Origin of the sequence: Streptomyces stoeckheimensis, assembly GCF_045822005.1 — a bacterium.
Classification (GTDB): domain Bacteria; phylum Actinomycetota; class Actinomycetes; order Streptomycetales; family Streptomycetaceae; genus Streptomyces; species Streptomyces stoeckheimensis.
Map to the genome: position 1 here is coordinate 7,508,992 of NZ_CP169550.1, position 24,475 is coordinate 7,533,466.

The 24,475-nt window shown below is 72.9% G+C and carries 23 protein-coding genes and 1 pseudogene; 11 read left to right on the forward strand and 13 right to left on the reverse strand.

Annotated features, from left to right (window positions below):
* The first annotated feature begins 5 nt into the window (after positions 1 to 5).
* On the forward strand, positions 6 to 707 hold the full coding sequence (locus ACE1OC_RS34075; protein WP_407840200.1) for a DedA family protein: 702 nt from the start codon (positions 6 to 8) through the stop codon (positions 705 to 707).
* 53 nt (positions 708 to 760) lie between these two features.
* On the opposite strand, the gene ACE1OC_RS34080 is transcribed toward ACE1OC_RS34075, so the two are convergent.
* Positions 761 to 1,306, reverse strand: coding sequence for a gamma carbonic anhydrase family protein (locus tag ACE1OC_RS34080; RefSeq protein WP_250740209.1), 546 nt, complete (start codon positions 1,304 to 1,306; stop codon positions 761 to 763).
* A gap of 126 nt (positions 1,307 to 1,432) precedes the next feature.
* Here ACE1OC_RS34080 and ACE1OC_RS34085 point away from each other — a divergent pair, with 126 nt between their 5' ends.
* Complete coding sequence (locus tag ACE1OC_RS34085) at positions 1,433 to 2,191, forward strand: acyltransferase (protein WP_407840201.1); 759 nt, start codon at positions 1,433 to 1,435, stop codon at positions 2,189 to 2,191.
* A 51-nt stretch (positions 2,192 to 2,242) separates the two neighbouring features.
* Here the strand turns inward: ACE1OC_RS34085 and ACE1OC_RS34090 are convergent, their stop codons facing one another.
* A complete protein-coding gene (locus tag ACE1OC_RS34090; RefSeq protein WP_407840202.1) occupies positions 2,243 to 2,464 on the reverse strand; it encodes a hypothetical protein in 222 nt (73 codons plus the stop codon).
* Positions 2,465 to 2,551: 87 nt separating this feature from the next.
* On the reverse strand, positions 2,552 to 3,421 hold the full coding sequence (locus tag ACE1OC_RS34095) for an EamA family transporter (RefSeq protein WP_407840203.1): 870 nt from the start codon (positions 3,419 to 3,421) through the stop codon (positions 2,552 to 2,554).
* A gap of 124 nt (positions 3,422 to 3,545) precedes the next feature.
* Here ACE1OC_RS34095 and ACE1OC_RS34100 point away from each other — a divergent pair, with 124 nt between their 5' ends.
* A complete protein-coding gene (locus tag ACE1OC_RS34100; protein ID WP_407840204.1) occupies positions 3,546 to 4,127 on the forward strand; it encodes a helix-turn-helix domain-containing protein in 582 nt (193 codons plus the stop codon).
* 20 nt (positions 4,128 to 4,147) lie between these two features.
* Here ACE1OC_RS34100 and ACE1OC_RS34105 read toward each other — a convergent pair whose 3' ends face one another.
* Both ACE1OC_RS34105 and ACE1OC_RS34110 read right to left on the reverse strand, forming a co-directional pair.
* Entirely contained in the window at positions 4,148 to 4,948 is an 801-nt protein-coding gene (locus tag ACE1OC_RS34105) for an HAD family hydrolase (RefSeq protein ID WP_407840205.1), read from the reverse strand.
* 193 nt (positions 4,949 to 5,141) lie between these two features.
* Complete coding sequence (locus ACE1OC_RS34110; protein WP_274551681.1) at positions 5,142 to 5,546, reverse strand: CoA-binding protein; 405 nt, start codon at positions 5,544 to 5,546, stop codon at positions 5,142 to 5,144.
* Positions 5,547 to 5,740: 194 nt separating this feature from the next.
* On the opposite strand from ACE1OC_RS34110, the gene ACE1OC_RS34115 reads away from it, so the two are divergent.
* From ACE1OC_RS34115 to ACE1OC_RS34135, 5 genes and pseudogenes are all read left to right on the forward strand, one after another.
* Positions 5,741 to 6,166, forward strand: coding sequence for a hypothetical protein (locus ACE1OC_RS34115; RefSeq protein ID WP_407840206.1), 426 nt, complete (start codon positions 5,741 to 5,743; stop codon positions 6,164 to 6,166).
* A gap of 134 nt (positions 6,167 to 6,300) precedes the next feature.
* Positions 6,301 to 6,927 (forward strand): YigZ family protein, encoded by a 627-nt coding sequence (locus ACE1OC_RS34120; protein ID WP_407840207.1) that lies wholly within the window; start codon positions 6,301 to 6,303, stop codon positions 6,925 to 6,927.
* A gap of 134 nt (positions 6,928 to 7,061) precedes the next feature.
* Positions 7,062 to 8,234, forward strand: coding sequence for an exonuclease SbcCD subunit D (locus ACE1OC_RS34125; protein ID WP_407840208.1), 1,173 nt, complete (start codon positions 7,062 to 7,064; stop codon positions 8,232 to 8,234).
* Positions 8,231 to 11,248, forward strand: a complete 3,018-nt coding sequence (locus tag ACE1OC_RS34130) for an AAA family ATPase (protein WP_407840209.1) — start codon at positions 8,231 to 8,233, stop codon at positions 11,246 to 11,248. Before ACE1OC_RS34125 ends, ACE1OC_RS34130 begins: the two co-directional genes overlap by 4 nt.
* A gap of 53 nt (positions 11,249 to 11,301) precedes the next feature.
* A pseudogene (locus ACE1OC_RS34135) lies at positions 11,302 to 11,454 on the forward strand (rhodanese-like domain-containing protein); the annotation flags it as partial.
* Between the two features lie 115 nt (positions 11,455 to 11,569).
* On the opposite strand, the gene ACE1OC_RS34140 reads toward ACE1OC_RS34135, so the two are convergent.
* The 4 genes from ACE1OC_RS34140 to ACE1OC_RS34155 all read right to left on the reverse strand — a co-directional run bounded on the left by ACE1OC_RS34140 (position 11,570) and on the right by ACE1OC_RS34155 (position 17,655).
* Positions 11,570 to 13,288 (reverse strand): DUF885 domain-containing protein, encoded by a 1,719-nt coding sequence (locus ACE1OC_RS34140; protein WP_407840210.1) that lies wholly within the window; start codon positions 13,286 to 13,288, stop codon positions 11,570 to 11,572.
* A 236-nt stretch (positions 13,289 to 13,524) separates the two neighbouring features.
* Entirely contained in the window at positions 13,525 to 14,964 is a 1,440-nt protein-coding gene (locus ACE1OC_RS34145; protein WP_407840211.1) for a GNAT family N-acetyltransferase, read from the reverse strand.
* Between the two features lie 115 nt (positions 14,965 to 15,079).
* On the reverse strand, positions 15,080 to 16,678 hold the full coding sequence (locus ACE1OC_RS34150) for an alkaline phosphatase D family protein (protein WP_407840212.1): 1,599 nt from the start codon (positions 16,676 to 16,678) through the stop codon (positions 15,080 to 15,082).
* A gap of 137 nt (positions 16,679 to 16,815) precedes the next feature.
* Complete coding sequence (locus tag ACE1OC_RS34155; RefSeq protein WP_407840213.1) at positions 16,816 to 17,655, reverse strand: alpha/beta fold hydrolase; 840 nt, start codon at positions 17,653 to 17,655, stop codon at positions 16,816 to 16,818.
* Between the two features lie 318 nt (positions 17,656 to 17,973).
* Between ACE1OC_RS34155 and ACE1OC_RS34160 the strand changes: the two genes are divergently transcribed.
* The gene (locus tag ACE1OC_RS34160) at positions 17,974 to 18,735 is read left to right on the forward strand and encodes a GntR family transcriptional regulator (protein WP_407840214.1); all 762 of its coding nucleotides are present in this window, start codon (positions 17,974 to 17,976) and stop codon (positions 18,733 to 18,735) included.
* A gap of 122 nt (positions 18,736 to 18,857) precedes the next feature.
* On the opposite strand, the gene ACE1OC_RS34165 is transcribed toward ACE1OC_RS34160, so the two are convergent.
* The 3 genes from ACE1OC_RS34165 to ACE1OC_RS34175 form a co-directional block, all read right to left on the reverse strand.
* Positions 18,858 to 20,015 carry an ROK family transcriptional regulator gene (locus tag ACE1OC_RS34165; protein WP_274547667.1) on the reverse strand — a complete coding sequence of 386 codons (1,158 nt, stop codon included), beginning with the start codon at positions 20,013 to 20,015 and terminating at the stop codon, positions 18,858 to 18,860.
* 112 nt (positions 20,016 to 20,127) lie between these two features.
* Positions 20,128 to 20,778 carry a response regulator gene (locus tag ACE1OC_RS34170; protein ID WP_407840215.1) on the reverse strand — a complete coding sequence of 217 codons (651 nt, stop codon included), beginning with the start codon at positions 20,776 to 20,778 and terminating at the stop codon, positions 20,128 to 20,130.
* 4 nt (positions 20,779 to 20,782) lie between these two features.
* On the reverse strand, positions 20,783 to 21,976 hold the full coding sequence (locus ACE1OC_RS34175) for a sensor histidine kinase (RefSeq protein WP_407840216.1): 1,194 nt from the start codon (positions 21,974 to 21,976) through the stop codon (positions 20,783 to 20,785).
* Positions 21,977 to 22,084: 108 nt separating this feature from the next.
* Here ACE1OC_RS34175 and ACE1OC_RS34180 point away from each other — a divergent pair, with 108 nt between their 5' ends.
* Together ACE1OC_RS34180 and ACE1OC_RS34185 are read left to right on the forward strand one after the other, a co-directional pair.
* Positions 22,085 to 22,996: an ABC transporter ATP-binding protein gene (locus tag ACE1OC_RS34180; protein WP_407840217.1), complete on the forward strand. Its 912-nt coding sequence runs from the start codon at positions 22,085 to 22,087 to the stop codon at positions 22,994 to 22,996.
* A 26-nt stretch (positions 22,997 to 23,022) separates the two neighbouring features.
* Positions 23,023 to 23,772 (forward strand): ABC transporter permease subunit, encoded by a 750-nt coding sequence (locus ACE1OC_RS34185; RefSeq protein ID WP_407840218.1) that lies wholly within the window; start codon positions 23,023 to 23,025, stop codon positions 23,770 to 23,772.
* A 38-nt stretch (positions 23,773 to 23,810) separates the two neighbouring features.
* On the opposite strand, the gene ACE1OC_RS34190 is transcribed toward ACE1OC_RS34185, so the two are convergent.
* The gene (locus ACE1OC_RS34190; protein WP_407841769.1) at positions 23,811 to 24,461 is read right to left on the reverse strand and encodes an HAD family hydrolase; all 651 of its coding nucleotides are present in this window, start codon (positions 24,459 to 24,461) and stop codon (positions 23,811 to 23,813) included.
* Between the last annotated feature and the right edge of the window lie 14 nt (positions 24,462 to 24,475).

The window sequence follows — 24,475 nt, forward strand, 5'->3', positions numbered from 1 at the left end:
TACCGGTGGTCCAGGAATGGCTGGAGACGATTCCGGCGGTCAGCATCTACCTCCTGGTGGGGCTCGTCATCGGACTGGAAAGCCTCGGCATCCCGCTGCCGGGGGAGATCGTCCTGGTCAGCTCGGCGCTGCTGGCCTCGCAGCAGGGGCACATCGACCCCGTGGTGCTGGGCATCTGCGCGACCACCGGGGCGATCGTGGGCGACTCGATCGGCTACGCGATCGGGCGCCGGGGCGGGAAGCCGATGCTGGAGCGGCTGGGCCGGCGCTTCCCCAAGCACTTCGGGCCGGACCAGGTGGCCATGGCGGAGCGTTCCTTCGACAAGTGGGGCATGTGGGCCGTCTTCTTCGGCCGGTTCGTGGCGCTGCTGCGGATCTTCGCAGGGCCGCTGGCGGGCGTGCTGCACATGCCGTACTGGCGGTTCCTCATCGCGAACGTCCTCGGCGGGATCCTGTGGGCGGGCGGTACGACGGCCGTCATCTACTCGATCGGGATCGTCGCCGAGCCCTGGCTGAAGGGGTTCTCGTGGGTGGCCCTCGCCCTGGCCCTCGTCTGCGGGCTCGCCATGACCGTGGTGGTGCGCGGACGGATGAAGAAGGCGGCCGCGGCGGCGCGGGCCGAGGCCGGTACGGACGCGGCTGCGGCCCCGGACGCGGCCGAGGTGCCGGGGCAGGCGTCGGCCGCTCCGACCGTGCTCACCGACTGAGAACCTGCCTCTCCCCTTTCCGCCCGAGGGCGGAAAGGGGAGAGGTGCGCGCGTTACGCGCCCGGGGTCACCGAGGCGCTGTGCTGCTTGGCCAGCTCGGTGTACATGAGGGCGTTGACCTTGATGCCCTCGCGCTCCTCCGCGGTCAGCTCGCGCCGCACCTTCGCCGGGACGCCGGCGACCAGCGAGCCGGGCGGGACGATCATGCCCTGCGGGACCAGCGCCTGGGCGGCCACCAGCGAGCCGGCGCCGATCACCGCACCGTTGAGGACCGTCGCGCCCATCCCGATCAGGCAGTCGTCCTCGACGGTGCAGCCGTGCACGACGGCGTTGTGCCCGATGGAGACGCGCTCGCCGATGGAGACCGGGAAACCGGGGTCCACGTGCACGGTGCAGTTGTCCTGCACGTTGCTGTCGGCGCCGAGCGTGATCGGCCCACAGTCCGCGCGGAGCACGGCCGAGTACCAGATGCTCGCGCCCGCCCCGAGGCGTACGTCCCCGACCACGACGGAGGTGGGAGCGGTGAACGCCGTCGGGTCGATCTCGGGGTTCTTCCCGCCGACACCCGCCACGAGTGCCTGGGCCGCCTGCTGCGTCATGTGTTCTCTTCCTCTTCCGGTACGTCGCGTCGCGCTACCGGAACCGTAGGCCACGCCGCCCGCACCCCCGGGGATGGGGTGAAGATCACGGCGCGGCCCTGGCCCCCGGCGCGCTACGGTGACCCGGTGGCGAAGAACCAGAACACGTTCTCTTCTCAGGCGGCGCTCTCTTCCCTGACGGGACTGCGCCGCCGGCTCGCCGGGCGCGCGGTCCACGCGGGCTGGCGCTGGATGCAGCGGGCCGGCGCGGTCACCGCCCAGACCCCCGGAGGGCTGCGCTTCGGCGCGATCGGACACGGCACCCGGCTCGCCTTCCCGCAGGGCACGGTCTTCGGTGCGCCCTGGATCCGGCTCGGCGACCACTGCATCATCGGGGAACAGGTCACGCTCACCGCCGGGATGATGCCGGACCTCGACCTCGGCGCCGAACCGGTCCTGGTCCTCGGCAACGGCGTGGTCATCGGCCGCGACAGCCACGTCATCGCCGACACCCGGATCACGATCGGCAACGACACCTTCTGCGGTCCCGGGGTGTACATCACCTCCACCAACCACAGCTACGACGACCCGCACGAGCCCGTCGGCAAGCAGTGGCCGCGCAGTGCGCCGGTGGAGATCGGCCCGGGCTGCTGGCTGGGGACCGGCGCGGTGATCCTGCCCGGGGCGCGGCTGGGCCGCAACGTCGTGGTGGCGGCGGGCGCCGTCGTACGGGGCGAGGTGCCGGACCACGCCGTGGTGGCCGGGGCACCGGCGCGCATCGTCCGCCGCTGGGACCCCGAGACGGGCTGGCAGCCGCCGCTGCGCACCCCGGCGCCGGTCCCGATCCCCGACGGGGTGACACCGGAGCAGCTGCGCGCACTGGCGGACGTGACGGAGCAGGAGTGAAGGTGGGGGCCGCACCTGCCGCCCCGTCGCCGGGCAGCGGGAGCCGGTGGGTCAGGGGCAGGCCTCTTCGAGCTTGACCGTGTTGAACACGATCTTCGTGTCGGCGGCGGCCTGTGTGCCGGCGGACGGCGCCTGTGAGCAGACCTTCCAGTTCCGGTCGAGGACCTGCATGCGGTGCCGCCCGAGGGCGTCGGTGGAGCCGAGCAGGAAGAACCCCGCGGCCTGCGCGCCGTCCTGGGCGGTCTGCAGGACCTGACCGACGCCGTTGGGCACGGCGGCCCGGGCAGGTGCCGGGGCGGGGTCCGGGTCGCGGCGGCCGTGTGGTGCCCGTGACCGGTCTGTGACGCACCCGAGCGCGCCTCAGCCCGCCGCCAGGAGGACCGTGCCGGCCAGGGCCAGGCCCGCGCCCGCCGCCTGGACGGTGCGCAGGCGTTCCTTGAGGACGGCGAAGGCGGCCAGGGCGGTGATCACCGGGTAGAGGGAGGAGAGCACGGCGGCGGTGGTGACCGGGCCGTGCTGGGCGGCGATGGAGTAGGTGCCGTTCGCCGCGACGTCGGCGAGGCCGACGAAGGCGAGCGCCGGCAGCAGCTTCCAGAGGACCCGCAGGCCGCCCGTACCCTCCGGGAGGGCCGGCACTCCGCGCCGGGTCCGCACCCACAGGGCCGTGCCGCCGACGGCGACGTTGGTGACGCGCTGGACGAAGAGCGCGAGGAAAAGACCCGGCACGGTCGAGGAGGCGGGGGCGATCAGGGCCATCACCGCGCCGAAGCCGAAGGCCGCGACGAGGGTGAGGACGACGGCCTGCCGCTGTACGGGAGCGCCGCGCAGCTCGGGTCCGCCCGCGAGGACGATGCCCACGACGGCCACCGCGATCCCGGCGAGCTGGGCGGCGCCGGGCCGCTCGCCCAGGAGCAGCCCCGCGGCCATCGGCACCACCACGCCGAGCGATCCGAGCGGGGAGACCACGCCCATCGGGCCGAGGGCGAGCGCCTTGTAGAAGCTGAGCATCGCCACCGGACCGACCAGCCCCGCCCCCACCGCGAACCAGAGCTGCGGTCCGGCCTCCCGCCAGGCACCGGTGCCCAGGACGACCGCGCCCAGCACGAGGACGGCGAGGACCTGGGAGGCCACGACCACGGTGAGGGCCGGTATCCGGCGGGTGAGCAGCCCGCCGCCGAAGTCGGCGAGGCCCCACAGGACGGCGGTGGCCAAGGCGAACAGGGCGGTCATGGCAGGCCTCGCAGTACAGTGCGTTGAACGGTGAAGTACACGATGAAGTACAGCACACGGTAGTTCAGTCTGTTGAACCCTGTCATCCAAAATATTGTACGAAGTGTAGGGAGTGGAGGGAACGGTGTCGGATCTCGAGCAGCTCACCCAGGCGCTCGGCCGCAACCTCAAGCGCTGGCGCGGGGAGCGCGGGTTCACCCTGGAGGCCCTCGCCGCCCGGGCGGGGGTGAGCCGCGGCATGATCATCCAGATCGAGCAGGCCCGTACGAACCCCAGCGTCGGCACGACGGTCAAACTCGCCGACGCGCTCGGCGTCAGCATCACCACCCTCCTCGACCACGACCGCGGTCCGCGGGTACATGTGGTGCTGCCGGGGCAAGGGGTGCGGATGTGGTCCACCGAGGGCGGCAGCGGCGCGAGGATGCTGCTCGGCGACGACCGGCGGGGGCCGGTGGAGATGTGGACCTACCGGCTGGAGCCCGGCGAGGGGACCGCCTCGGACCCGCACCCGCCGGGCACCTTCGAGATGCTGCACGTCACGCTGGGCGAGCTGACCCTGCTGGTCGCCGACGAGACGTACGCCGTACCGGCCGGCGGGGCCGTCTCCTTCGAGGCGGACGCCGCGCACGCCTACCGCAACGAGGGGCCCGGTCCGATGGAGATGACCATGGCGGTCTCCATCCCGCCGGTGACCGCCCACGGGTGAGCGGCGAGGCCGGCCCGGGGTCAGCGGGAGCCGGCGACTCCCAGGCCGGCGTTCCGGTGCGCCACGTGGCCTGCCGCGCCCAGCACCGGGTGCGTGGCGATCAGGTCCTGGCAGACGGCCAGTACGTTGCCCCGGTCGGCCGTGATCCAGTCCCGGTCCATGGCCCAGCCCCGCAGTATCGGGTCCGGTTCGAAGGCGACCGCCAGCCCGACCTGCTCGAACACCTCGGCGTCGGAGGGGGAGTTCCCGATGGCGAAGGAGCTCCGGCGGTCCACGGCGCCGCCCCTGGTCGCGGTGCGCAGGGCCGCGCGTTTGCCGCCGGGCAGGGCCGGCGTCGTGGTGAGGGTGCCGGTGCAGCGGCCGCGCCGGAACTCGGCCCGCATGCCGTGGGCCTCGCCGATGCCCAGCTCCGCCGCCGCGCGCCGGACGATCTCGTACGGGCTCCCCGAGATCAGCACCGTCCGCAGCCCGGCCGCGTGCAGGAGGCGTACGAGCTCGTCGGCGAAGGGAAATATCTTCTTCCGGGCCGCGGGCCAGGCGACTTGGGCCGCGTGCTCCACGTCGGTCCGGGCGGCGCCTTCGAGGGCCCGCGCGAGGTGGTCGTAGGCCGCGGCCGCGGAAGGGGCGTGGGCCGCAGTGCCCCGCTGGTAGCCGGCCATCATGTCGAGCGCTGCTCGCCCGGCCGCCGGATCGCAGACGCCGCCGGCGATGAGGGACTCCACGAAGGGCGGCGCCACCGACCCCTCCGCCAAGGTCCCGTCGAGGTCGAGGACGGCGATGCGGGCATGGCTCTCGGCACGGCTGTGGGCATGACTGATCACGGCGGGGCTCCCTGGTCGGGGTCGGTCCGAGGTGCGCGGCAGACCCCGACGGGGAGGCGCGGTCTCAAGTATTCGTACCGTTTGGGCGGTTTGGATACTTGGGCCGCGTTGAAAGAGTTGAAGGGCCGGGAGGCCGGGAGGCCGGGAGGCCGGGAGGCCGGGAGGCCGGGAGGCCGGGAGGTCCCCGGGGGCCTCAGAGGGCGGGGATCTCGATCGCCGGGCAGCGGTCCATGACCATGTCCAGTCCGGCCGCGCGAGTACGGGCGGCGGCGGCCTCGTCGACCACGTTCAGCTGGAACCAGACGGCCTCCGCCCCCTTCGCGACGGCCTCGTCGGCGACCGCACCCGCAAGCGCGCTGTTCACGAAGACGTCCACCACGTCCACCTTGAACGGGATCGCCTCCAGCGAGGCGTAGCCCTGCTCGCCGTGGACCGTCTCGGCCTTGGGGTGCACGGGGATCACGCGCTTGCCGTACCGCTGGAGGACCTCGGCCACGCGGTACGCGGCCCGGTCCTGATTGTTGGACAGGCCCACCACGGCCCAGGTGTCGCCGAGCTCGGTGAGGATCTTGCGAATGGTTCCCGGATCGCCGTACACGCGTGCCGCCTCCTGCTGCTGCTGGTCCTGCTGCGTCTGACCGCTGATTGCCGCCAGCTCGATCAACAGAGAAGACGCATGCCGGATTCCCCGTAGCCACCTCAGGGTGCCCATGTGCGCCGGTCCGACCGCTCGCAGCCGCTGCGTAGCCTGTAGCTCCGTTCGAACGGGATGACGGGATGAGGAGGCCGCTGGTGCCGGTGGATGCCGAAGGATCACATGCTGCGATCCAGCTTCCGGAAGGCTCCTGGTGGGACTGGGAGGTCATCGCCTGGGACGGCGCACAGCTCAAGCTCGCCGCCGACCACGACCTGACCTACCACCACGGCCTGGAGCTGGTCTTCGGCGATCCGCTCCTCGTGAGCTGCCCGTCCAGCTTTCACGATCCGGTCTTCCGGGCCCCGTCGCCCGACGAGCTCCTGAAGGTCACGCACCAGCTCGGCGAAGAGCCACCCGTCGTGGTCGCCTTCGAGGCCGACGCCGGCGGGCGGGAGCCGGTCTCGTGTCTCATCGCCGCCGGGCGGCTCGACATCGTCCGCGAAACCGTCCTGCGCTACCGGCGCGAGGACGCAGACCCCGATCAGCGCTTCGCTCCCCGGGTCCCGGCCCCGGAGCAGTAGGCGGTCCCGGGTCCGGCGGCCCGCGCCCGCGCCCGCGTTCGTGGTCAGGGAGTCGTCAACGGCTGAGGCGGTCATCCGGGGCGCCCGGTTCTTCTCCGGCCGGTCGGGCCCGGGCCACGGCTTAGGGTGGACGGGTGAAGGCAGACCAGTACGTGACGGTGGCCCGTGAGGGTGTGCACGAGTCGGAGATCAACCGCTCCAGGTTCCTGTGCGCGCTCGCGCCCGCGGCGACCGAGCGGGAGGCGCAGGATTTCGTCGCCCGGATCCGCAAGGAGCACCCCACCGCCTCGCACAACTGCTACGCCTACGTCATCGGCGCCGACGCCTCCGTGCAGAAGGCCAGCGACGACGGCGAGCCCGGCGGCACCGCCGGCGTGCCGATGCTGCAGATGCTCACGCGTCGGGACATCCGCTACGCCGTCGCCGTCGTCACCCGCTACTACGGAGGCGTGAAGCTGGGCGCCGGCGGCCTCATCCGCGCCTACGGCGGGGTCGTCGGAGAGGCCCTCGACGCGCTCGGCACCGTCACCCGCCACCGCTACCGGCTGGTCACCGTCACCGTCGACCACCAACGGGCCGGCAAGACCGAGAACGACCTCCGCTCCACCGGCAGGACCGTCCTCGGCGTGACCTACGGGGCCGCCGTGGAGATCGAGGTGGCCCTGCCCGAGTCGGACCTGCCCGCCTTCGAGGCCTGGCTGGCCGACAGCACCGCCGGCAGCGCCACCCTCACACCCGGTGGGGAGACCTACGCGCCCTGAGCGCCCGAGGGGACGAAGGGGACGGAGCGACACCGGGGAGGCGTTAGCGTAGAGGGGTTCAGGGTCCGGCCGGCGCGGTCCGGCCGGCGGGGTCATCCAGCAGGGGGAGACGGTATGCGCGGCGGTGCCGGCGAGTGAAGTTCCTGCACACCTCCGACTGGCATCTGGGGCGGAGCTTTCACCGGGTGAATCTGCTCGGGGCTCAGGCTGCTTTTATCGATCATCTTGTCGAGACCGTGCGGGAGCACGAGGTCGACGCCGTGCTCGTTGCCGGTGATGTGTACGACCGGGCCGTGCCGCCGTTGCCCGCGGTGGAGCTGTACGACCAGGTCCTGCACCGGCTCGCCGATCTTGGTGTGCCCACCGTGATGATCTCCGGGAACCATGACTCCGCCCGGCGTCTCGGAGTCGGGGCCGGGCTGATCGGGCGGGCCGGGATTCATCTGCGGACCGATCCCGCCGGGTGTGCCGACCCCGTGGTGCTGGCCGACCTGCATGGTGACGTGGCGTTCTATGGGCTGCCCTATCTGGAGCCTGCGCTGGTCAAGGATGAGTTCGGTGCTGGCAAGGTGAGTCACGAGGCCGTGCTGAGTGCGGCCATGGACCGGATTCGGGCGGATCTGGCCGGGCGGGCGCCCGGGACGCGGTCCGTTGTGCTTGCTCACGCCTTTGTTGTTGGTGGGCAGGCTTGTGACAGCGAGCGCGACATCACCGTCGGAGGCGTCGAGGCCGTGCCGGCTTCCGTTTTCGACGGGGTCGACTATGCCGCCCTCGGCCACCTCCACGGCTGCCAGACGATCAACGAACGGGTCCGCTACTCCGGGTCCCCGCTCGCCTACTCCTTCTCCGAAGCCGACCAGCGGAAGAGCATGTGGCTCGTGGAGATGGGGGAGGGCGGGGACATCGTGAGCACCGAGCGCGTCGACACCCCCGTGCCGCGCGGGCTCGCCCGGGTGCGGGGGCCGCTGGAGGAGCTGCTTTCCGAGAGTGCGTACGCCCGGTACGAGGACTGTTGGGTGGAGGCGACGCTCACCGATGCCGTCCGGCCCGAGGAGCCCATGGCCCGGCTCGCCGTGCGGTTCCCCCATGTGCTGAGCCTCGCCTTCGACCCCGAGGGGCGTGGCGAGGACGCCGGCGGGTCCTATGCCCAGCGGCTCAAGGGCCGTAGCGACCGGGAGATCGCCGAGGACTTCGTCGCCCACGTGCGCGGGGGCGGGGGTTTCTCCGACGATGCCGAACGGGACGTCCTCCAGGGCGCCTTCGACGAGGTACGGGCCGAGGACAGCCGGCAGGAGACCCATCGATGAGGCTGCACCGGCTCCGCATCACCGCCTTCGGGCCCTTCGCCGAACCCCAGGAGATCGACTTCGACGCCCTCTCCGGCGCCGGGATCTTCCTGCTGCACGGTCCCACCGGCGCGGGCAAGACCTCCGTCCTGGATGCCGTCTGCTACGCGCTGTACGGGTCCGTTCCCGGATCCCGGCAGGCCCCCGGTACCAGTCTGCGCAGTGACCACGCGGCCTCCGACACCCCGACCGAGATCACCCTCGAGCTCACCGCGGGCGGGCGGCGGCTCGAGATCACCCGGCGGCCCGAACAGGACCGGCCCAAGAAGCGCGGCACCGGGACGACGAAGGACAAGGCGCAGAGCTGGCTGCGTGAGTACGACGGGGAGAAGTGGGCCGCGCTGAGCCGGTCCCATCAGGAGATCGGCGAGGAGGTCGAGCAGCTGCTCGGCATGAGCCGCGAGCAGTTCTGCCAGGTCGTGCTGTTGCCGCAGGGGGAGTTCGCACGCTTCCTGCGGGCCGACGAGGTGGCGCGGGGACGGCTGCTGGGGCGGCTCTTCGACACCCGGCGCTTCGCCGCCGTCGAGACCCTGCTGGGTGAGCGCCGCCGAGCTGCCGAGGCCAAGGTCCGTGCCGGTGACGAGCAGGTGCTGCACACCGCCCAGCGGCTCGCCCAGGCCGCCGGGGACGCCGCGGACCTGCGTGCCTGGCCGCTGCCCCGGCACCAGCCGGGCGACCCCGGGCTGGCCGGGGCGATCCGTGCCTGGGCCGCCGTCGCGCGGTGCTCCGCCCGGGAGCGGCTCACCGTCGCCGAGTACGCACTCGCCGCCGTCGAGGGGCGCCACGCCGCCGCTCGGCGGGCCGCCGAGGAGGCGCGGGAGCTCGACCGGCTGCAGCGCCGGCACGCGGAGACCACCCGTCGGGCGGCCCTGCTCGCCGAGGCCGGTCCGGAGTGGGAGCGGGTGCGCGCCCTGCTCGACCGGGCTCGGCGCGGAGCCCTCGTCGCCCCCGCCCTGGAGCTGCGCGGAGCCGCCGCCGGCGCCCACATGGCCGCCGCGCACGCGGAGTCGGTGGCCCGGGCGGAGCTGCCGCCGCAGCTCGCCGAAGCGGGGACCGAGCAGCTGGCCGCGGTCGAGCAGCGGCTGCGCGAGGATCTCGGAGCCCTCGGAGCCGCCCGCCGCGCCGAGCAGCGCAGCGCCGAGATCGGCCGCGAACGCGCCGACCTGGAACGGGAGTCCCGGGCCGCCGACGAGCAGCAGCAGGAGACCGCCGAGTGGCTCGGCCGCTGGGACGCCACCCGGACCGAGCTGGCCGGGCGCGCGGACGCCGCCCAGCAGGCCGCGACCCTGGCCGAGCAGCTCGCCGGCAAGCTGGAGCCCGCCCGGCTGCACCTGCACGCCGCCCGGCGGCGCGACGCCCTCGACGCCGACGCGGAGCGGGCCTCGGGCGAACTGCTCACCGCGCGCGAGGAGTCGGCCGCCGCCCGGGAACGCTGGCTGGAGCTCAAGGAGACCCGGCTGCGCGGGATCGCCGCCGAACTCGCCGCCGCCCTGGTGGAGGGGGAGCCCTGCACCGTGTGCGGGGCCGCGGAGCACCCGGCTCCGGCCCGGCCCGCCCCCGGTCACGTCGACCGGGCCGCGGAGGAGGCGGCGCACGCCCGGTTCGAGGGGGCCGAGGAGCGCAGGGCCGGCGTGGAGGGCGATCTGGCCGCCGTCCGACAGGCCCGCGCCGAGGCCGCCGCCGTCGCCGGTGACGCCACCACCGCCGAACTCATGGAACTCACTGCGCAGTTGAGCTCCCGTCACGCCGAGGCGCACGCCGCGGCCGCCGGACTGCACACCGCCCGCGAGCGGCTGGCCCGTGCCGAGCGGGAGCACGCGGTGCGCAGCGCCGAGCGGAGCGAAGCCGAGGCCCGGGCCGCGGCGCGGGCTTCGCGCCGCGAGGCGCTCGACCGGGAACAGGCCTCGCTGGAAGCGGAGCTGGCCCTCGTGCGGGCGGACGCGCCCAGCGTCGCGGCCCGCGCCGGAGTCCTGGAGGACCGGGTCCGCATGGTCACGGGCGCGGCCGCCTCGCTGCGCCGGGCCGAAACCACCGCCGCCCGGCTCAAGGAGGCCGACGACCAGCTCGCCGACGCCGCCTTCAAGGCCGGCTTCGACACCACCGAGGAGGCGGCCGACGCCGTGCTCCCCGAGTACGAACGCAGCGGGCTCCAACGCCGCATGGACGCCTGGCAGGCGGAGGAGGCCATGCTGGCCGACCGCCTCGGCGAGGCCGACACCGCCGCCGCGGCGGCTCTGCCCCCGGCCGCGCCGGAGGCGGCCGAGGCGTACGCGGCGCTGGCCGCCGCGAAGCTTCGTACGGCCGGGTCCGCCGTGGACGCGGCCCGGGTCCGGTGCAAGGACCTCGACGGGCTCTCCCTCCAAGTGGAACGGGAGCTGCGCTCCCTGGGACCGCTGCGCGAGGCCTACGAACGGGTGGCCCGGCTCGCCGGACTCACCGCGGGCACCTCCGCGGACAACGAGCGCAAGATGCGGCTGGAGGCCTACGTGCTCGCGGCCCGGCTGGAGCAGGTCGCCGCCGCGGCCACGGTACGGCTGCTGCGCATGTCGGGCGGCCGCTACACCCTGCTGCACTCCGACGCCAAGGCGAGCGGACGAGGGCGTTCCGGGCTCGGGCTGCACGTGGTCGACGCCTGGACCGGCAGCGAGCGGGACACCGCCACGCTGTCCGGCGGCGAGACCTTCTTCGCCTCGCTCGCGCTCGCGCTGGGCCTGGCCGACGTGGTCACCGACGAGGCGGGCGGCATGCGGCTCGACACCCTCTTCATCGACGAGGGTTTCGGCAGCCTCGACGACCAGGCGCTGGACGAGGTGCTCGACGTGCTGGACTCGCTGCGCGAACGCGACCGCAGCGTCGGCATCGTGAGCCACGTCGCCGATCTGCGGACCCGGGTGCAGGCCCAGCTGGAGATCGTCAAGCAGCGCGGAGGCTCGGTGGTGCGGCACCGCACGGCGGGTGGACAGATCCGGGCATAGGTCGTGACGTCTCGGACGTCGCCGCCGCCTTCAAGGCGCACCGGGAGGAGGGCGCCGAGCTCGGCTTCCAGGTCAAGGAAATGCTCGGCGGCATCGAGTACTGGATCCGCGAGGGCTTCGAGGTCGAGACCTGGCAGGGCCGTGAGCAGCGTCCCGAGGCCGACCCGCTGACCGCCCCCACGGACTCCGACGACTGCGGCTGCTGACCGACCGGGCCCGCACCGCACGGATGGGCCGCACCGCACGGATGGGCCGCACCGCACGGACGGGCCGGCCCCCCGAGGGAGCCGGCCCGTCCGTGCGTGGTGCGGGTCCCGGCGGTCAGAGCTTCGACAGCTCGTCCACCAGGTCGTCCAGGCCCAGCGAACCCTGGGACAGCGCCGCCATGTGCCAGGCCTTCAGGTCGAAGGAATCACCGTGCGCGGCACGCGCGTTGTCACGGCCCAGCAGCCAGGCGCGCTCGCCCAGCTTGTAGCCGATCGCCTGCCCCGGCATCGACAGGTAGCGGGTGAGCTCGCTCTCGACGAAGTCGCCCGGCCGGCCGCTGTGCAGGCCGAAGAACTCCTGCGCCAGGTCCACCGTCCAGCGCTCGCCCGGGTGGAACGGCGAATCCGCCGGGATCTCCAGACCCAGGTGCATGCCGATGTCCACGATGACCCGCGCGGCGCGCATCATCTGGCAGTCCAGGTAACCGAGGCGCTGCTCGGCGTCCTTGAGGTAGCCCAGCTCGTCCATGAGCCGCTCCGCGTACAGCGCCCAGCCCTCGCAGTTGGAGCTGACGAGACCGACGCTGGCCTGGTAGCGGGAGAGCTGGTCCGCCACGTGCGCCCACTGCGCCAGCTGGAGGTGGTGCCCCGGAACGCCCTCGTGGTACCAGGTGGAGACCAGGTCGTAGACGGGGAAACGGGTCTGCCCCATCGTCGGCAGCCAGGTGCGGCCCGGACGGGAGAAGTCCTCCGAGGGGCTCGTGTAGTACGGGGCCGCGGCGCCTCCCGGAGGGGCGATGCGCGACTCCACCCGCTTGACCCGCTCGGCGAGTTCGAAGTGGGTGCCGTCGAGGTTCTCGATGGCCTCGTCCATCAGGCCCTGCAGCCAGGCCTGGACCTCGTCCTCGCCCTCGATGTGGGTGCCGTGCTCGTCCAGGTGCTTGAGCACCTCCCAGGGACCGGCGTCCGGCAGGATCTTGGCGGCTTCCGCCTTCATCTCCGCCAGCAGCCGGTGGTACTCCGACCAGCCGTAGGCGTACGCCTCGTCCAGGTCCAGGTCGGTGCCGTTGAAGTAGCGCGACCAGCGGGCGTAGCGCTCGCGGCCCACCGGGTCGGGCTTGCCCTCGACCGCGGGAGCGTACACGTCCCGCATCCAGTCGCGCAGTTCCACGACGGCGGCGGTCGCGGCGGCGGCGGCCTCGTCGAGCTCGGCGCGCAGCACCTGCGGGCCGGCGGCGGCGAACTCGGCGAAGTAGCCGTCCTTGCCCTCGCCCTCGGCGCCCTCGCCCTGGCCCGCCCAGGCGGTGAGCTGCTCGATGAAGGTGGCGGTGGGGCGCGGGCTGCCGAACAGGCCGCGGTCCAGGCCGAGCGCGAGGCACTCGCGGTAGCCCGCGTACGCGACGGGTACGGCGCGCAGCCGCTCGGCGATCGCGGCCCAGTCCTCGTCGGTTTCGGCCGGGGTCAGGGAGAAGATCTCGCGGACCGAGTGCGCGGGGGAGTGGATGTTGCTGACCGCGCGCAGGTCCTCGTCGGCTTCGTGAACGGCGAGCTCGGCGGTGAGCCGCTCGCGCAGCAGCCGGGCGCAGCGCCGCTCGACGTCGCTGTCGGCGCCGGGGAGGAGCTCGGCGGCGTCGAGCTTCGCGAGGGTGGCGCGGGAGAGTTCGGCGGCCGCCGCGCGGCCGGCGGGGGAGAGGTCCGGGAGCTTGCCGGAGCTCGCGGCGACACCGAGATAGGTGCCCGTGATCGGGTCGATGGCGATGAGGTCGTCGACGTAGGCATCGGCGACCTGTCGGGGCAGCCGTGCGGTGCTGTCACTGGTGATGATGTCTGACATGTGGACATCTTCGTATGCGGGACGGGTCCGCGTCATCACCAAAGATCGCCAGCCTGCTGACACAAAGATCGCCAGCCTGCTGACACAAAGATCGCCGGCCTGCTGACGTGAAGATCGTCAGCAGGCCGGCGTAAGGGGTGGCGGCGGCCCGCAAGCTCACGGCCGTACGGGCTCACCTGCGCGAGGAGCAGAGCCGCCGGCCCGTGCCGGGCCTGGCCGGATCGCGTGGCTCCGGGTCACTGCCGGCCGCGGGGCAGGCCGCGGGATTCGCCCGGGAGCTCGTACGGCAACCGGGAGCTGACGGGGGTCGCGTCCAGCCGGGCCGTGATCACCAGGGTGCCCTCCTCGATCTGGTAGTCGAGGGGGAGGCCGAGGCCGCGCATGGCGGCGACCATGCCGGTGTTCTGGGCCTGGGTGACGGCGTACACGCTGTCGCATCCGGCCTCGACGGCCATCCCGATCAGCCGGCCCAGCAGCTCGGAGCCGATGCCGCGGCGCTGCCAGTCGTCCTCGATGAGCAGCGCCACCTCGGTCTCGTCGCCGTCCCAGAGCAGGTGGCCGAGGGCCACCAGCTTGCCGGAGGCGGTGGTCGCCGCGAGCGTGCGGCCGAAGCGCGGGCTCAGCAGGTGGCCGAGGTAGCGGTCGGCGTCGGCGACGGGGCCGTGGTAGCGCAGGCCGAGGGTGCGCTCCGAGCAGCGGTCGTGCATGGCGCGGGCCGCGGGCAGGTCGGAGCCGTCGGCGCGGCGGACGGTGATCTCGTTGCCCTCGGGGAGGGTCAGTACGTCCCGGCTGCGCGGGACCCGCGGCCCGAGCCGGGCGTCCAGCTCCACGAGCGCGCGGGCGCGGGCGAACTCGGTCGGGGTGAAGGGCAGGTAGGGCCGCTCGATGGTGATGGCACCGCCGGACGGGTCGCGCAGCCGCATGACCGTGGCCTCCAGGACGCCTTCGACGGGCGCGTCGGCGCCGGCGTTGGGGCGCCCGGAGAGGGTGGTCGCGGGGATCGAGTGGATGGTGCACCGGCCGAGCAGCTGGCGCAGGGCGAGCGGCAGCTCGGCGGCGTCCAGTGCGGTGCGGGTGGCCAGTCCCAGGACGCGCGTCGGGGTGTCGACCAGGTCGTGGGCGTCGGCGCGCTCGATCCAGGTGCTGTGGCCGCCGGCGCCGGCGATGGCCCGGGTGAGGTCTGCGGAGGGAAGCTGCTGCGGGGCGCGCAGCAGGAACTCGTCCACCGTGCCGCCCTCGGGGAGGGGGTGCGTCTGCAGGGTCAGGATGTCGACCCCGCTGCGGGCGAGGGCGGTGCAGAGCGCGGCGAGGCTGCCGGGCTCGTCGCGCACGGTCGTCCGCATCCGCCACAGGGCGGAGGCCGGCGGGGCGTCCGTACCGGCCGCCTCCGCGACTGCCCCGGTCCCGGTACCCGTGGCGGGGTCCGGGAGCGCGGTGTCCGTGGGAGGCGGCGCATGGCTGTGGCGGCGTGCCCACCAGGTGTGGAACGCCGCCGTGACCAGGAGCGCGACGGCCGAGGCGACGAGCAGTACCGGGCCGCGGGGACCGTGCACGACGAGATTGGCGATGGCGTCGGCGACCGCGACGGCGCAGAAGAGAGCGGCGAGTTCGACGACGTCGCGGCGCCAGTGGTGGCGGTGGGGACGGTGGGCAGAGGCAGGAATACGCTCAGTCATGCAGACCACTGTGACGCAGGGGTGTTGCGTGATCACGAACGATCTGTGACCGATTGGTTAAGGATCCATCTGGCCGATTTCGCCCTGTTTTCCGGCCGATTTCAGGTATCGGACCCTACTGTCCCACCCGTCCGGGCTGCAGGGTCCGCGTGAACAGTACGCCGCCTCCCTGACGGCGCAGCCGGACGGTGAGCTCGCCGCCCTCCCCGTCGATCTCGACCTCCCCGTAGTACGGGGGGTTCTCGGACGGGGACATGTTGGCGAAGGGCGCGGACTGGACGTACGCCATCTCCGGGCCGAAGGTGGCGTCCAGCCGGCCGGCGGGGAACCCGCCCGCGCCGATGGGGCCCGAGACGAACTCCCAGAAGGGCGCGAAGTCGCTGAAGGCGGCCCGCTCGGGCGCGTAGTGGTTCGCGGCCGTGTAGTGGACGTCGGCGGTGAGCCAGAGGGTGCCGGTGATGCGCTGGTGCTTGATGTGGCGGAGCAGCTCGGCGATCTGCAGTTCGCGCCCGAGCGGCGCGCCGGGGTCGCCCTGGGCGACGGCCTCGAAGTTCGCGGCCCCGTCGGCCACCACGATGCCCAGCGGCATGTCGGCGGCGATCACCTTCCAGGTGGCGCGGGAGCGCGACAGCTCGCGCTTGATCCAGGCCAGCTGTTCGGGGCCGAGGATGCCGATGGGGTCGTCGGTCTGGCGGCCGGGGGAGTTCGCGTCGCGGTAGGTGCGCATGTCGAGGACGAACACGTCGAGCAGCGGTCCGTGGCGCATCACCCGGTACATCCGTCCCTCGGCGCGGCCTCCGCGCAGGTCGGTGACCGGGAAGTACTCGCCGAAGGCCCGGCGGGCCCGGCCGGCGAGGGTGTCGACGTCCTTCACGGTGTAGCGGGGATCGTCGAGGATCTGGCCGGGGTACCAGTTGTTGCGCACCTCGTGGTCGTCCCACTGGGCGAGGACCGGCACCTGGGCGTTGAAATCGCGGAGGTTGCGGTCGAGCAGGTTGTAGCGGAAGTTGCCCCGGAACTCGGCGAGGGTCTCGGCGACCTTCGCCTTCTCCTCGGTGGTCACGTTGTGCCACAGGGTTCCGTCGCGCAGCGGTACGGAGGCCTGGATCGGCCCGTCGGCGTAGATGGTGTCCCCGCTGAAGAGGAAGAAGTCGGGGTCCCGCAGTCGCATTTCGTCGAAGACGCGGTAGCCGCCGAGCTCCGGGTTGATCCCCCAGCCCTGGCCGGCGAGGTCCCCGGACCACAGGAAGCGCACGTCGCGGCGGCGGGAGGCGGGGGCGGTCCGGAAGGTGCCGTGGACCGGCTCGCCGCTGCGGCGCGGATCGTCGGGGTCGGCGAGGAGCACCCGGTAGTGGATCTGCTGTCCGGGCGGGAGCTCGCGCAGGGTGGTGGTGCCGGTGAAATCGGTGTCAGGGCCGAGCAGCGGGCCGCGGTGGCGGCGGACGGCGTAGCGGAACGACTCGCTCGGGGAGGTCTCCACGTACATCCGCGCGGGCCGGTCGGAACGCGTCCAGACGGTGGCCGAGTGGGCGGTGATCTCGCCGGACTGGACCCCCCAGAAGGCGTTCGGGCGGTCCGAGCGGACGAAGGCGGGCACCGCCGCGTGGGCGGGCGTGGCGAGGGCGCCCGTGAGGGCGCTGGACAGGGCGAGGCCCACCGGAACGGCGAGGGAACCGCCGAGCAGGGAGCGTCGGGTGTGCGGCAGAGGTGCCATCGGTGCGTCTCCAGAGGCCGGCGGGGACGGGCCGGACCAGTGTGCCGCCGTACACCGGCCGCACACCGGACCGCCCGCGTCGTGCACGCGAACCATGCGTGAACACTGGTGCGCACGGCGGACGCCCCGTCAACACCTCATCGGGCGAGCTTGGTTGTGTCCAGAATGACGCGGGCGACCAGGGCCGGGTCGTCGTTCATGGGCACGTGGCCGCAGCCGGGGAGCCTGACGAGGCGCGCGCCGGGGATGGTGTGCTTGGCGCGGACGCCTTGGCGGCGCAGGAGCAGCCGGTCGCGACTGCCCCAGGCGATGGTGACGGGCAGACCGGGCACATCCGCGGTGAACCGTACGGAGCCGCCCGCGGCCAGCGTCTGCTCGAAACCGGTGGCCTCGCGCAGGGCGACGGTCTCGGCGACCACGGAATCGGGCGAACGCCGTCCCGGTCGCGCGTAGATGCTGCCGGTGAGCGCGGTGCGTCCGGCGGCGCTGCGGGCGAGCCGTTCCACGGCGGAGTGGGGCAGTGCCCCGGCGCCGGCGCGCATCGCGCGCAGTGCCGTGAAGGCGTAGCGGCGTTCTCCCTCCGACCAGAACCCGGCGGGGGAGAGGGCGGTGACCGAGCGCGCCAGGCCGACGCGCCCCATCTCCAGGGCGAGCAGCCCGCCGAGGGAGTTGCCCGCGACGTGCGGCCGCTCTGTCCCGAGCGCCGTGCAGAGCGCGCCGATCGCCGGGGCGATGGTGCCCAGATCGTACGGAACCCCGTGCGGCAGCGGCTCCGAGGCGCCGAAGCCGGGCAGGTCGACGGCGATCACGTCGTACTCGGCGGCCAGGACGTCGGTCACCGGGCGCCACGCCTGGAGGTGGTGGCCGATGCCGTGGAGCAGCAGGAGCGGCTCGCCCGCGCCCTTGCGCTCGTAGGCGGCGGTGGTGGTGCGGGGGCCCAGCGGCGAATCGATCGTGAAGGAGACCGTGGCGGTCATGCTGCTCCTCGTCGGGGGTCGGGCGGCTTCGGCGGCCGTGTGAGACGGCTTGTCAGTAGTGTCTCCCGACCGGTTACCGCCCGGTAGCCCCAGGGGGCAGGACTTCGGCTTTCGCGGCGTCCTTCGTGGTCCTCGCGAACATCCCGTGAACAGCTTGATGCATATGCCCGATCTGCCCGGTAAAGCGGTGAGCATTGGTCTTGACCAAGGGGGTGCGCCGTCCTATCGTCGCAGGCATAGTGCAGGAACCTTTAATAAACAAAGGCGCGGAACTCACGCTGGAACACGGCGAGTGCGGCGATTGCAGGAGGAGTCAGGGTGGGGACCATGCAGCTCGAATCGGTGCCGGAGCCGAAGTACTTGCACCTCAAGACCGTCCTCAGTGAGGCGCTCGACCAGGACTTCGCCGTGGGCGAGATCCTGCCGAACGAGCGCGAGCTCGCCGCCCGCTTCGGTGTCGCCCGGGCGACCCTGCGCCAGGCCCTGGAGCAGCTCGAGCTCGAAGGTCGCCTCCAGCGCCGCCGGGGCGTCGGCACCACCGTCGCCCCGCCGCGCGTGGGCGTCGACGTCGGCGGTGCGCAGCACAGCTGGCCCGGCGAGAGCGTCGACGGGTGGGAGCCCGTGGACGCGGCCGAGGAGGCCGTGCTGTCCCCCGCCCTCCTGAAGCTCCTCGGGACCGCCCCCGGCGAGATGGTGCTCGCGGTGCGCCGCAGCCGCGTCGAGAACGGCCAGGTCCTCGCCGCCGAGCTGCTGTACGTGCCGGCCTCCTCGGTGCCCGGCCTCTCCGCGATCGACGCCCCGGCCGGTCCGGCGCGGGCCCGCGCCGTGATGCGCGAGCTGCAGAAGCTGGTCCTCGACGGACAGGACCGCTCGGTGGAGCTCGGCTCCGCCCGCCCCGAGGACGCGAAGGAACTGGACCGCCTGCCCGGCGCCCCGGTCCTGCTGGTCACCACCCGCTACTTCACGGTGGCGGGCACCGCGGCTGTCTCGGTGGCCACCTACCGGGCGGACACCTGCCGACTCACCTTCGGCGACTCGGGCGACGTGCAGATCACCCACGACGCGCGGGTCGCTTCCTGACCGCGTACTGAACGCCTGCCGAGCGGGGCCACCACATCGGGGTGGCCCCGCTCGGGTGTGCGGGGTCCGCAGCCCCGGAGGCGGCGGCGCGGACCGGTATCCGGACCGCCCCCCGGAGGGGCTCAGCGGCGCCGGGCGGTGACCGTCTTCTCCACCGCGAACAGTTCTTCCTCCACGTGGTCCAGCGCCAACCGCAACGCTCCCGTGGCCACCGCCGCCTCGCCCAGCAGGGACAGCGCCACGCGCGGCGGGCGCAGACAGTAGCGCTCCAGCTCCCGGCGGAGGGGATCCAGGACCCCGTCCAGCCCGGCCGCCCAGCCGCCGACCACGACCAGCTCCGGATCCATCGCCAGGACCAGCGCGGCCACGTCGTGGACCAGCCGCTGGATGAACCGCTCCACCGCGGCCACCGCCCCCACGTCCCCGCGCTTGGCCATCGCGAAGACCTCCGCCACCGCGCGCTCGTCCAGCGGGTGCAGGGGTTCGCCGGTCGTCGACAGCAGCTTCTCGGGCGTGACCTCACGTCCCAGCAGGTGCAGTGCGCCGATCTCCCCGGCCGCCCCGCCGAAGCCGCGGTGCAGCCGGCCCCCGATCAGGGAGCCCGCTCCGGGGCTGAGCCCGGCCATCACGAAGACCATGTCGTCGGTGTCGGTCGCGGCGCCCTTCCAGTGCTCGGCGACCGCCGCGGCGTTGGCGTCGTTCTCCACCTGCACCGGGCAGCGGAACGAGCGGCGGAGCCGTTCCCCGAGCGGGAGCCCGGTCCACCCGGGCAGGGCCGTGCCGAGGCGGACGGTGCCGTCGGCCTCCACGATCCCGGGGCTGCCGACGCCGACCGCCCGCAGGGAGTCCCGGGGTACCCCGGCGCGACGCAGCAGATCGGCCACCGCACCGCGGACCCGTTCGAGCCGTTCGTCGGCGGAGGCCGTCTCGGCGACCTCCTTGGTACCGGCGCCGATCACCCGGCCGTCCAGTCCGGACAGCAGCACCGCGATCCGGTGCGCGCCGATCTCCACGCCGAGCAGGTGCCCCGCCTCCGCGCGGAAGCGGAACCGTCTGGCCGGGCGTCCCTGGCGCCGCGCACCCTCTTCCGCGCCCGCCTCGACGACCAGGCCCGTCCCGATGAGTCCTTCGACGACACCCTCGACGGTGGGCCGCGAGAGCCCGGTGACCCGGGTGAGGTCAGTGAGCGTCGGCGATTCGGCCGCACGCAGGGCCCGCAGCACCACGGCGGAGTTGATCCGCCGCAGCAGAGAGGGGTCCCCGCCGGTCAGCTGCCCCAACGTGTGTCCTCCCAGCTAGCGAGCGTGTCAGCCGGATCGTACTGCGCACCGGCCGCGGCGGCGAGAAGCGGCCCCCCATCGGCCGGAATCAGCCCTTCCCCTCGGGGGCCGGTCATGCGGGAGCTACGAACCCGGACTCGTACGCGGTGATGACGGCCTGGGTCCGGTCGCGCGCCCCCAGCTTCGCCAGGATCGCACTGACGTGGGACTTCACCGTCTCGGTGCCCACGATCAGCTCGCGGGCGATCTCGATGTTGGTCAGCCCCTTGGCCATCAGCCGGAGCACGGCCTCCTCGCGCTCGGTCAGTGCCGCCCGCTCCAGTGCCGTCCGCGCCTGCCGGTTCCCGTACTCGGCGGCCAGCGAGCGGACCGCCGAGGGGAAGAGCAGCGTCTCGCCCTCCGCCACCAGCCGGACCGCGTGCACGATCTCCGAGGGACGGGCCCGCTTCAGCAGGAACCCGTCCGCGCCGGCCCGCAGCGCCTGGTAGACGTACTCGTCGTTCTCGAAGGTGGTGACCACGAGGATCTTCGGCGGGGAGTCCACGCTCCGCAGGACCGCCCGGGTCGCCTCGATCCCGTCGAGCAGCGGCATCCGCACGTCCATCGCCACGACGTCGGGGCGCAGTTGCCGCACGAGCGGGACCACCGCGGCGCCGTCGGCGGCCTCGCCGATCACCTCGATGTCGGGCTGGGCGTCCAGGACGGCGCGCAGACCCGCGCGCACCAGGGGTTCGTCGTCGACGAGCAGTACGGTAACCGGCATCCGGTCAGCGTATTCGCTCCAGCGGCAGCCGCGTGCGCACCCTCCAACCCCCCTTGTACGGACCGGTCTCGGTGTCCCCGCCGAGCAGGGCGGCCCGCTCCCGCATCCCGCGCAGTCCGGTGCCGCCGCCGGTCATGACGGAAGGCCGGTCCGGCAGCGGATTGGTCACCTCCAGGTCCAGCCGGTCGGCGACCATGCCGATCCGCACCCGTACCGCTACGGGACCGCAGTGCCGCAGCACATTGGTCAGAGCCTCTTGCAGGATCCGGTATCCCTCCTGGCTCACCGGGTCGGGCAACTGGTCGAGCGGGCCGACCAGTTGCGCGTCGACGGTGGCGCCCGAAGCGCGCGCGGACTCGAACAGCCGGTCGGCTTCCACCAGCGTGGGCCGCTGGGACGGCCGCTGGCCGGACTCGCGCAGGACGCGCAGCACCCGGTCCAGGTCCTCCAGCGCGGCCCGGCCCGTCTCCTCGATCGCACTCAGCGCGCGGTCCGTGAACTCCGGATCGCCCGCCGCCCGCGCGGCCCCCGCCTGGACGACGGCCACGGTCAGGGCATGGCCGATGGAGTCGTGCAGTTCCCGCGCGATGCGGGTGCGCTCCAACAACTGCTCGGTGCGCACCTCCAGCGCGGTGAGGCGCTCCGCGGCCGAAGGTCCCAGCAGGCGGCGGGCGATGGCCGTGATCATGTCGCCGAGCAGGACCACGACGACGATCAGGAGGACCGGTGGCACCGGAGCCAGCGCCCACGCCGCCCAGACCGGGAATCCGGCGGGTATCACGTTCTCGGAGGCGACCCTGCTGCCGAGTCCGGCCGTGACCAGTTGGACCGTCAGCATCGGCAGCCACACCGTGGCCATCATCGTGGCGAAGGAGACGACGAGTCGTATCTCCAGCCACAACAAGGTCCGCCAGCGGTCGCTCCACGTCTGGGACCCGACGGTGCTGAAGCTGTTCTCCTCGGCCTCCCGCGCGCCACGGGCGTTGCGCTCGGAGGGAGTGAGGAGGAATTGCGCCTGGAGTCCTTCGGCCACCCGCATCCAGGGCAGCAGTCCCAGCGGTATCACGAGGACGAGCGGTACCCACGGAGCCTCGGGCTCGATGAACATCCAGACGGCCAACATCAGCATGGGCACGCACAGATGCACCCAGCGCGAGTAGGTCACGGGGCGCAGTGCGGCGCGGAACAATCGGTGCATCCCCTCATCGTCGCAGTTCGGGGCGGTGCGGCTCCTCCCCCACGTGGGGGAGAAGGAACCCTCGCATGGGGGAGGAAGAGGGGTGGGGCCGGCAGCGAACCTTGAGACATGAACAGCATCGAGATCCGAGAACTGACCAAGGAATTCGGCCGGACCCGGGCCGTGGACCACCTCACCTTCGATGTCATGCCCGGCCGTGTCACGGGCTTCCTCGGACCCAACGGGGCCGGGAAGTCGACCACGATGAGGCTGCTGCTGGGCCTGGACCGGATCACCTCCGGGACGGCCACGATCGGCGGCCGGCGGTTCACCGAACTTCCCGACCCCCTCCACCGGGTCGGGGCCCTGCTGGACGCGCAGTCGGCGCACGGCGGCCGAACCGCCCGTGACCACCTGCGCTTCCTCGCCGCGGCCAACCGCATCCCGATGAGCCGGGTGGAAGCGGTCCTGGAGCAGTCCGGGATCGCCTCGGCGGCCAGGCGGCGGATCAAGACCTTCTCCCTGGGCATGCGCCAGCGCCTCGGCATAGCGGCCGCACTGCTCGGAGACCCGGAAGTACTCCTCCTGGACGAGCCCACCAACGGCCTCGACCCCGAGGGCATCATCTGGATCCGCGAGCTCATGCGCGGCCTGGCCGCCGAGGGGCGCACGGTCCTCGTCTCCAGCCACCTGATGACCGAGACGGCGGCCCTCGTCGACCACCTGATCGTGCTCGGGCAGGGCAGGCTGCTGGCCGACACCTCCATAGAGGAGTTCATCGACTCCCGCAGCACCCCGAGGGTGCGGCTGCGCACCACGGACCCCGTCCGGCTCCGGGCCACCCTGGCCCGGGACGACTTCGAGCTGGTCACCGCCGAGGGCGGGCGGTGGACCGTGGACGGCATGCAGGCCGAGCAGCTCGGCGTCATCGCCGCCCGCGAAGGCATCCCGATGCTGGAACTGATCGACGAGCGGGCCTCCCTGGAGCAGGCCTACCTCGATCTCACCGCGGACAGCGCCCAGTTCGCCGCCACCCGCTGACCCACCCCTTCCAAGGAGGCCTCCCCATGAGCACCGCTCTGCCCACCGTCCCCGTCCTGCACTCGGAATGGATCAAGATACGGTCCCTTCGCGGCACCTTCGGGGCGCTGATAGCCGTCTTCGTCGCCACGGTGGGCATCCAGATGCTGACCGCGGCGATGATCGGCACGGAGGAAGCCGGCAGCATGGGAGAGGATCCGCTCCTCGCGGCCTTCTACGGCCTCAACTTCGGCCAGATAGCGGCCTTCGCCTTCGGTGCGACCGCGCTGTCCTCGGAATTCCACAACGGCGCCCTGCGCACGTCCCTGACCGCGGTGCCGGACCGGACGCGGCTCTACCTGTCGAAGATGGCCATGGTGGGCGGACTGGCCTTCGTGGTCGGACAGTTGAGCGGACTGGCTGCCTTCGTCGGCGGACAGGCGTTCATGGGTCCCTACACCCTGGAACTGGGCAGCCCGGGCACCTACCGCGCGATCTTCGGCTGCGGAGCGTACCTCGCGCTGATGGCCCTGCTGGCGGCCGGACTGACGGCCGTGCTGCGCAGTGCTTCGGCCGTCCTGAGCCTGCTCATACCCTTCGTGCTGATCCTGTCGTTCGTCATCGGCCAGGCCACCGAAGGTGTCGCCGGATACCTGCCGGACCGCGCGGGGCAGATGATGATGCGGCTGGACACCTCGGTGGGCGTCGCCCCCTGGACCGGGCTCGGTGTGCTCGCCCTGTGGGCGCTGGCCGCCCTCGCCGGCGGATGGCTGTCGGTGCGGCGGCGGGACGCCTGACGCCGGAGCGGCTGCCCGGACCCCGCCGCCCGGCGGGGTCAGTGGGTGGTGAGGAGGGCGGGGAGTTGGCGCATGTCGTCGAAGACGACGGTCCCGGGGCCTTCGAGCTGCTCGGCGGGGGTCAGCCCGCCGGCGTAGCCGAAGGCCCGCATCCCGGCGGCGCGGGCCGCCTGGACGCCGGGACGGCTGTCCTCGACGACCGCGCAGGCGGCGGGATCCACGCCCATCCGCCGGGCGGCGTACAGGAAGAGGTCCGGGGCGGGCTTACCGCGGGAGACCTCGGTGGCGCTGTGGATGCGGCCCTCGAAGCGTGCGTAGAGGCCCGTACGGCCGAGGGTGTGCCGCATCTTCTCGTGCGAGCCGCTGGAGGCGACGCACGTCGGCAGGGTGATCGCGTCGAGCGCCTGAGGCAGACCTTCCACGGGGGACAGCCCCGAGTCCACGGCCTCCCGGTGGAGTTGCTCGAACCGGTCCCACCAGTGGGCGGCCACCTCGGGACCGAGCCGGCCGGTGATCTGCTCGCGGATGGAGGCGGAGGAGCGTCCGATGAACCGGTCGATGACCTCGGCCTCGGTGAGCGGCCAGCCGAGCTCCGCGCCCAGAGCGACCTGGACACGGGCGGCTATGCGTTCGCTGTCGACGAGCACCCCGTCGCAGTCGAATATCACGAGTTCGATCGGCTTGATGATCATCCCCGGATGAT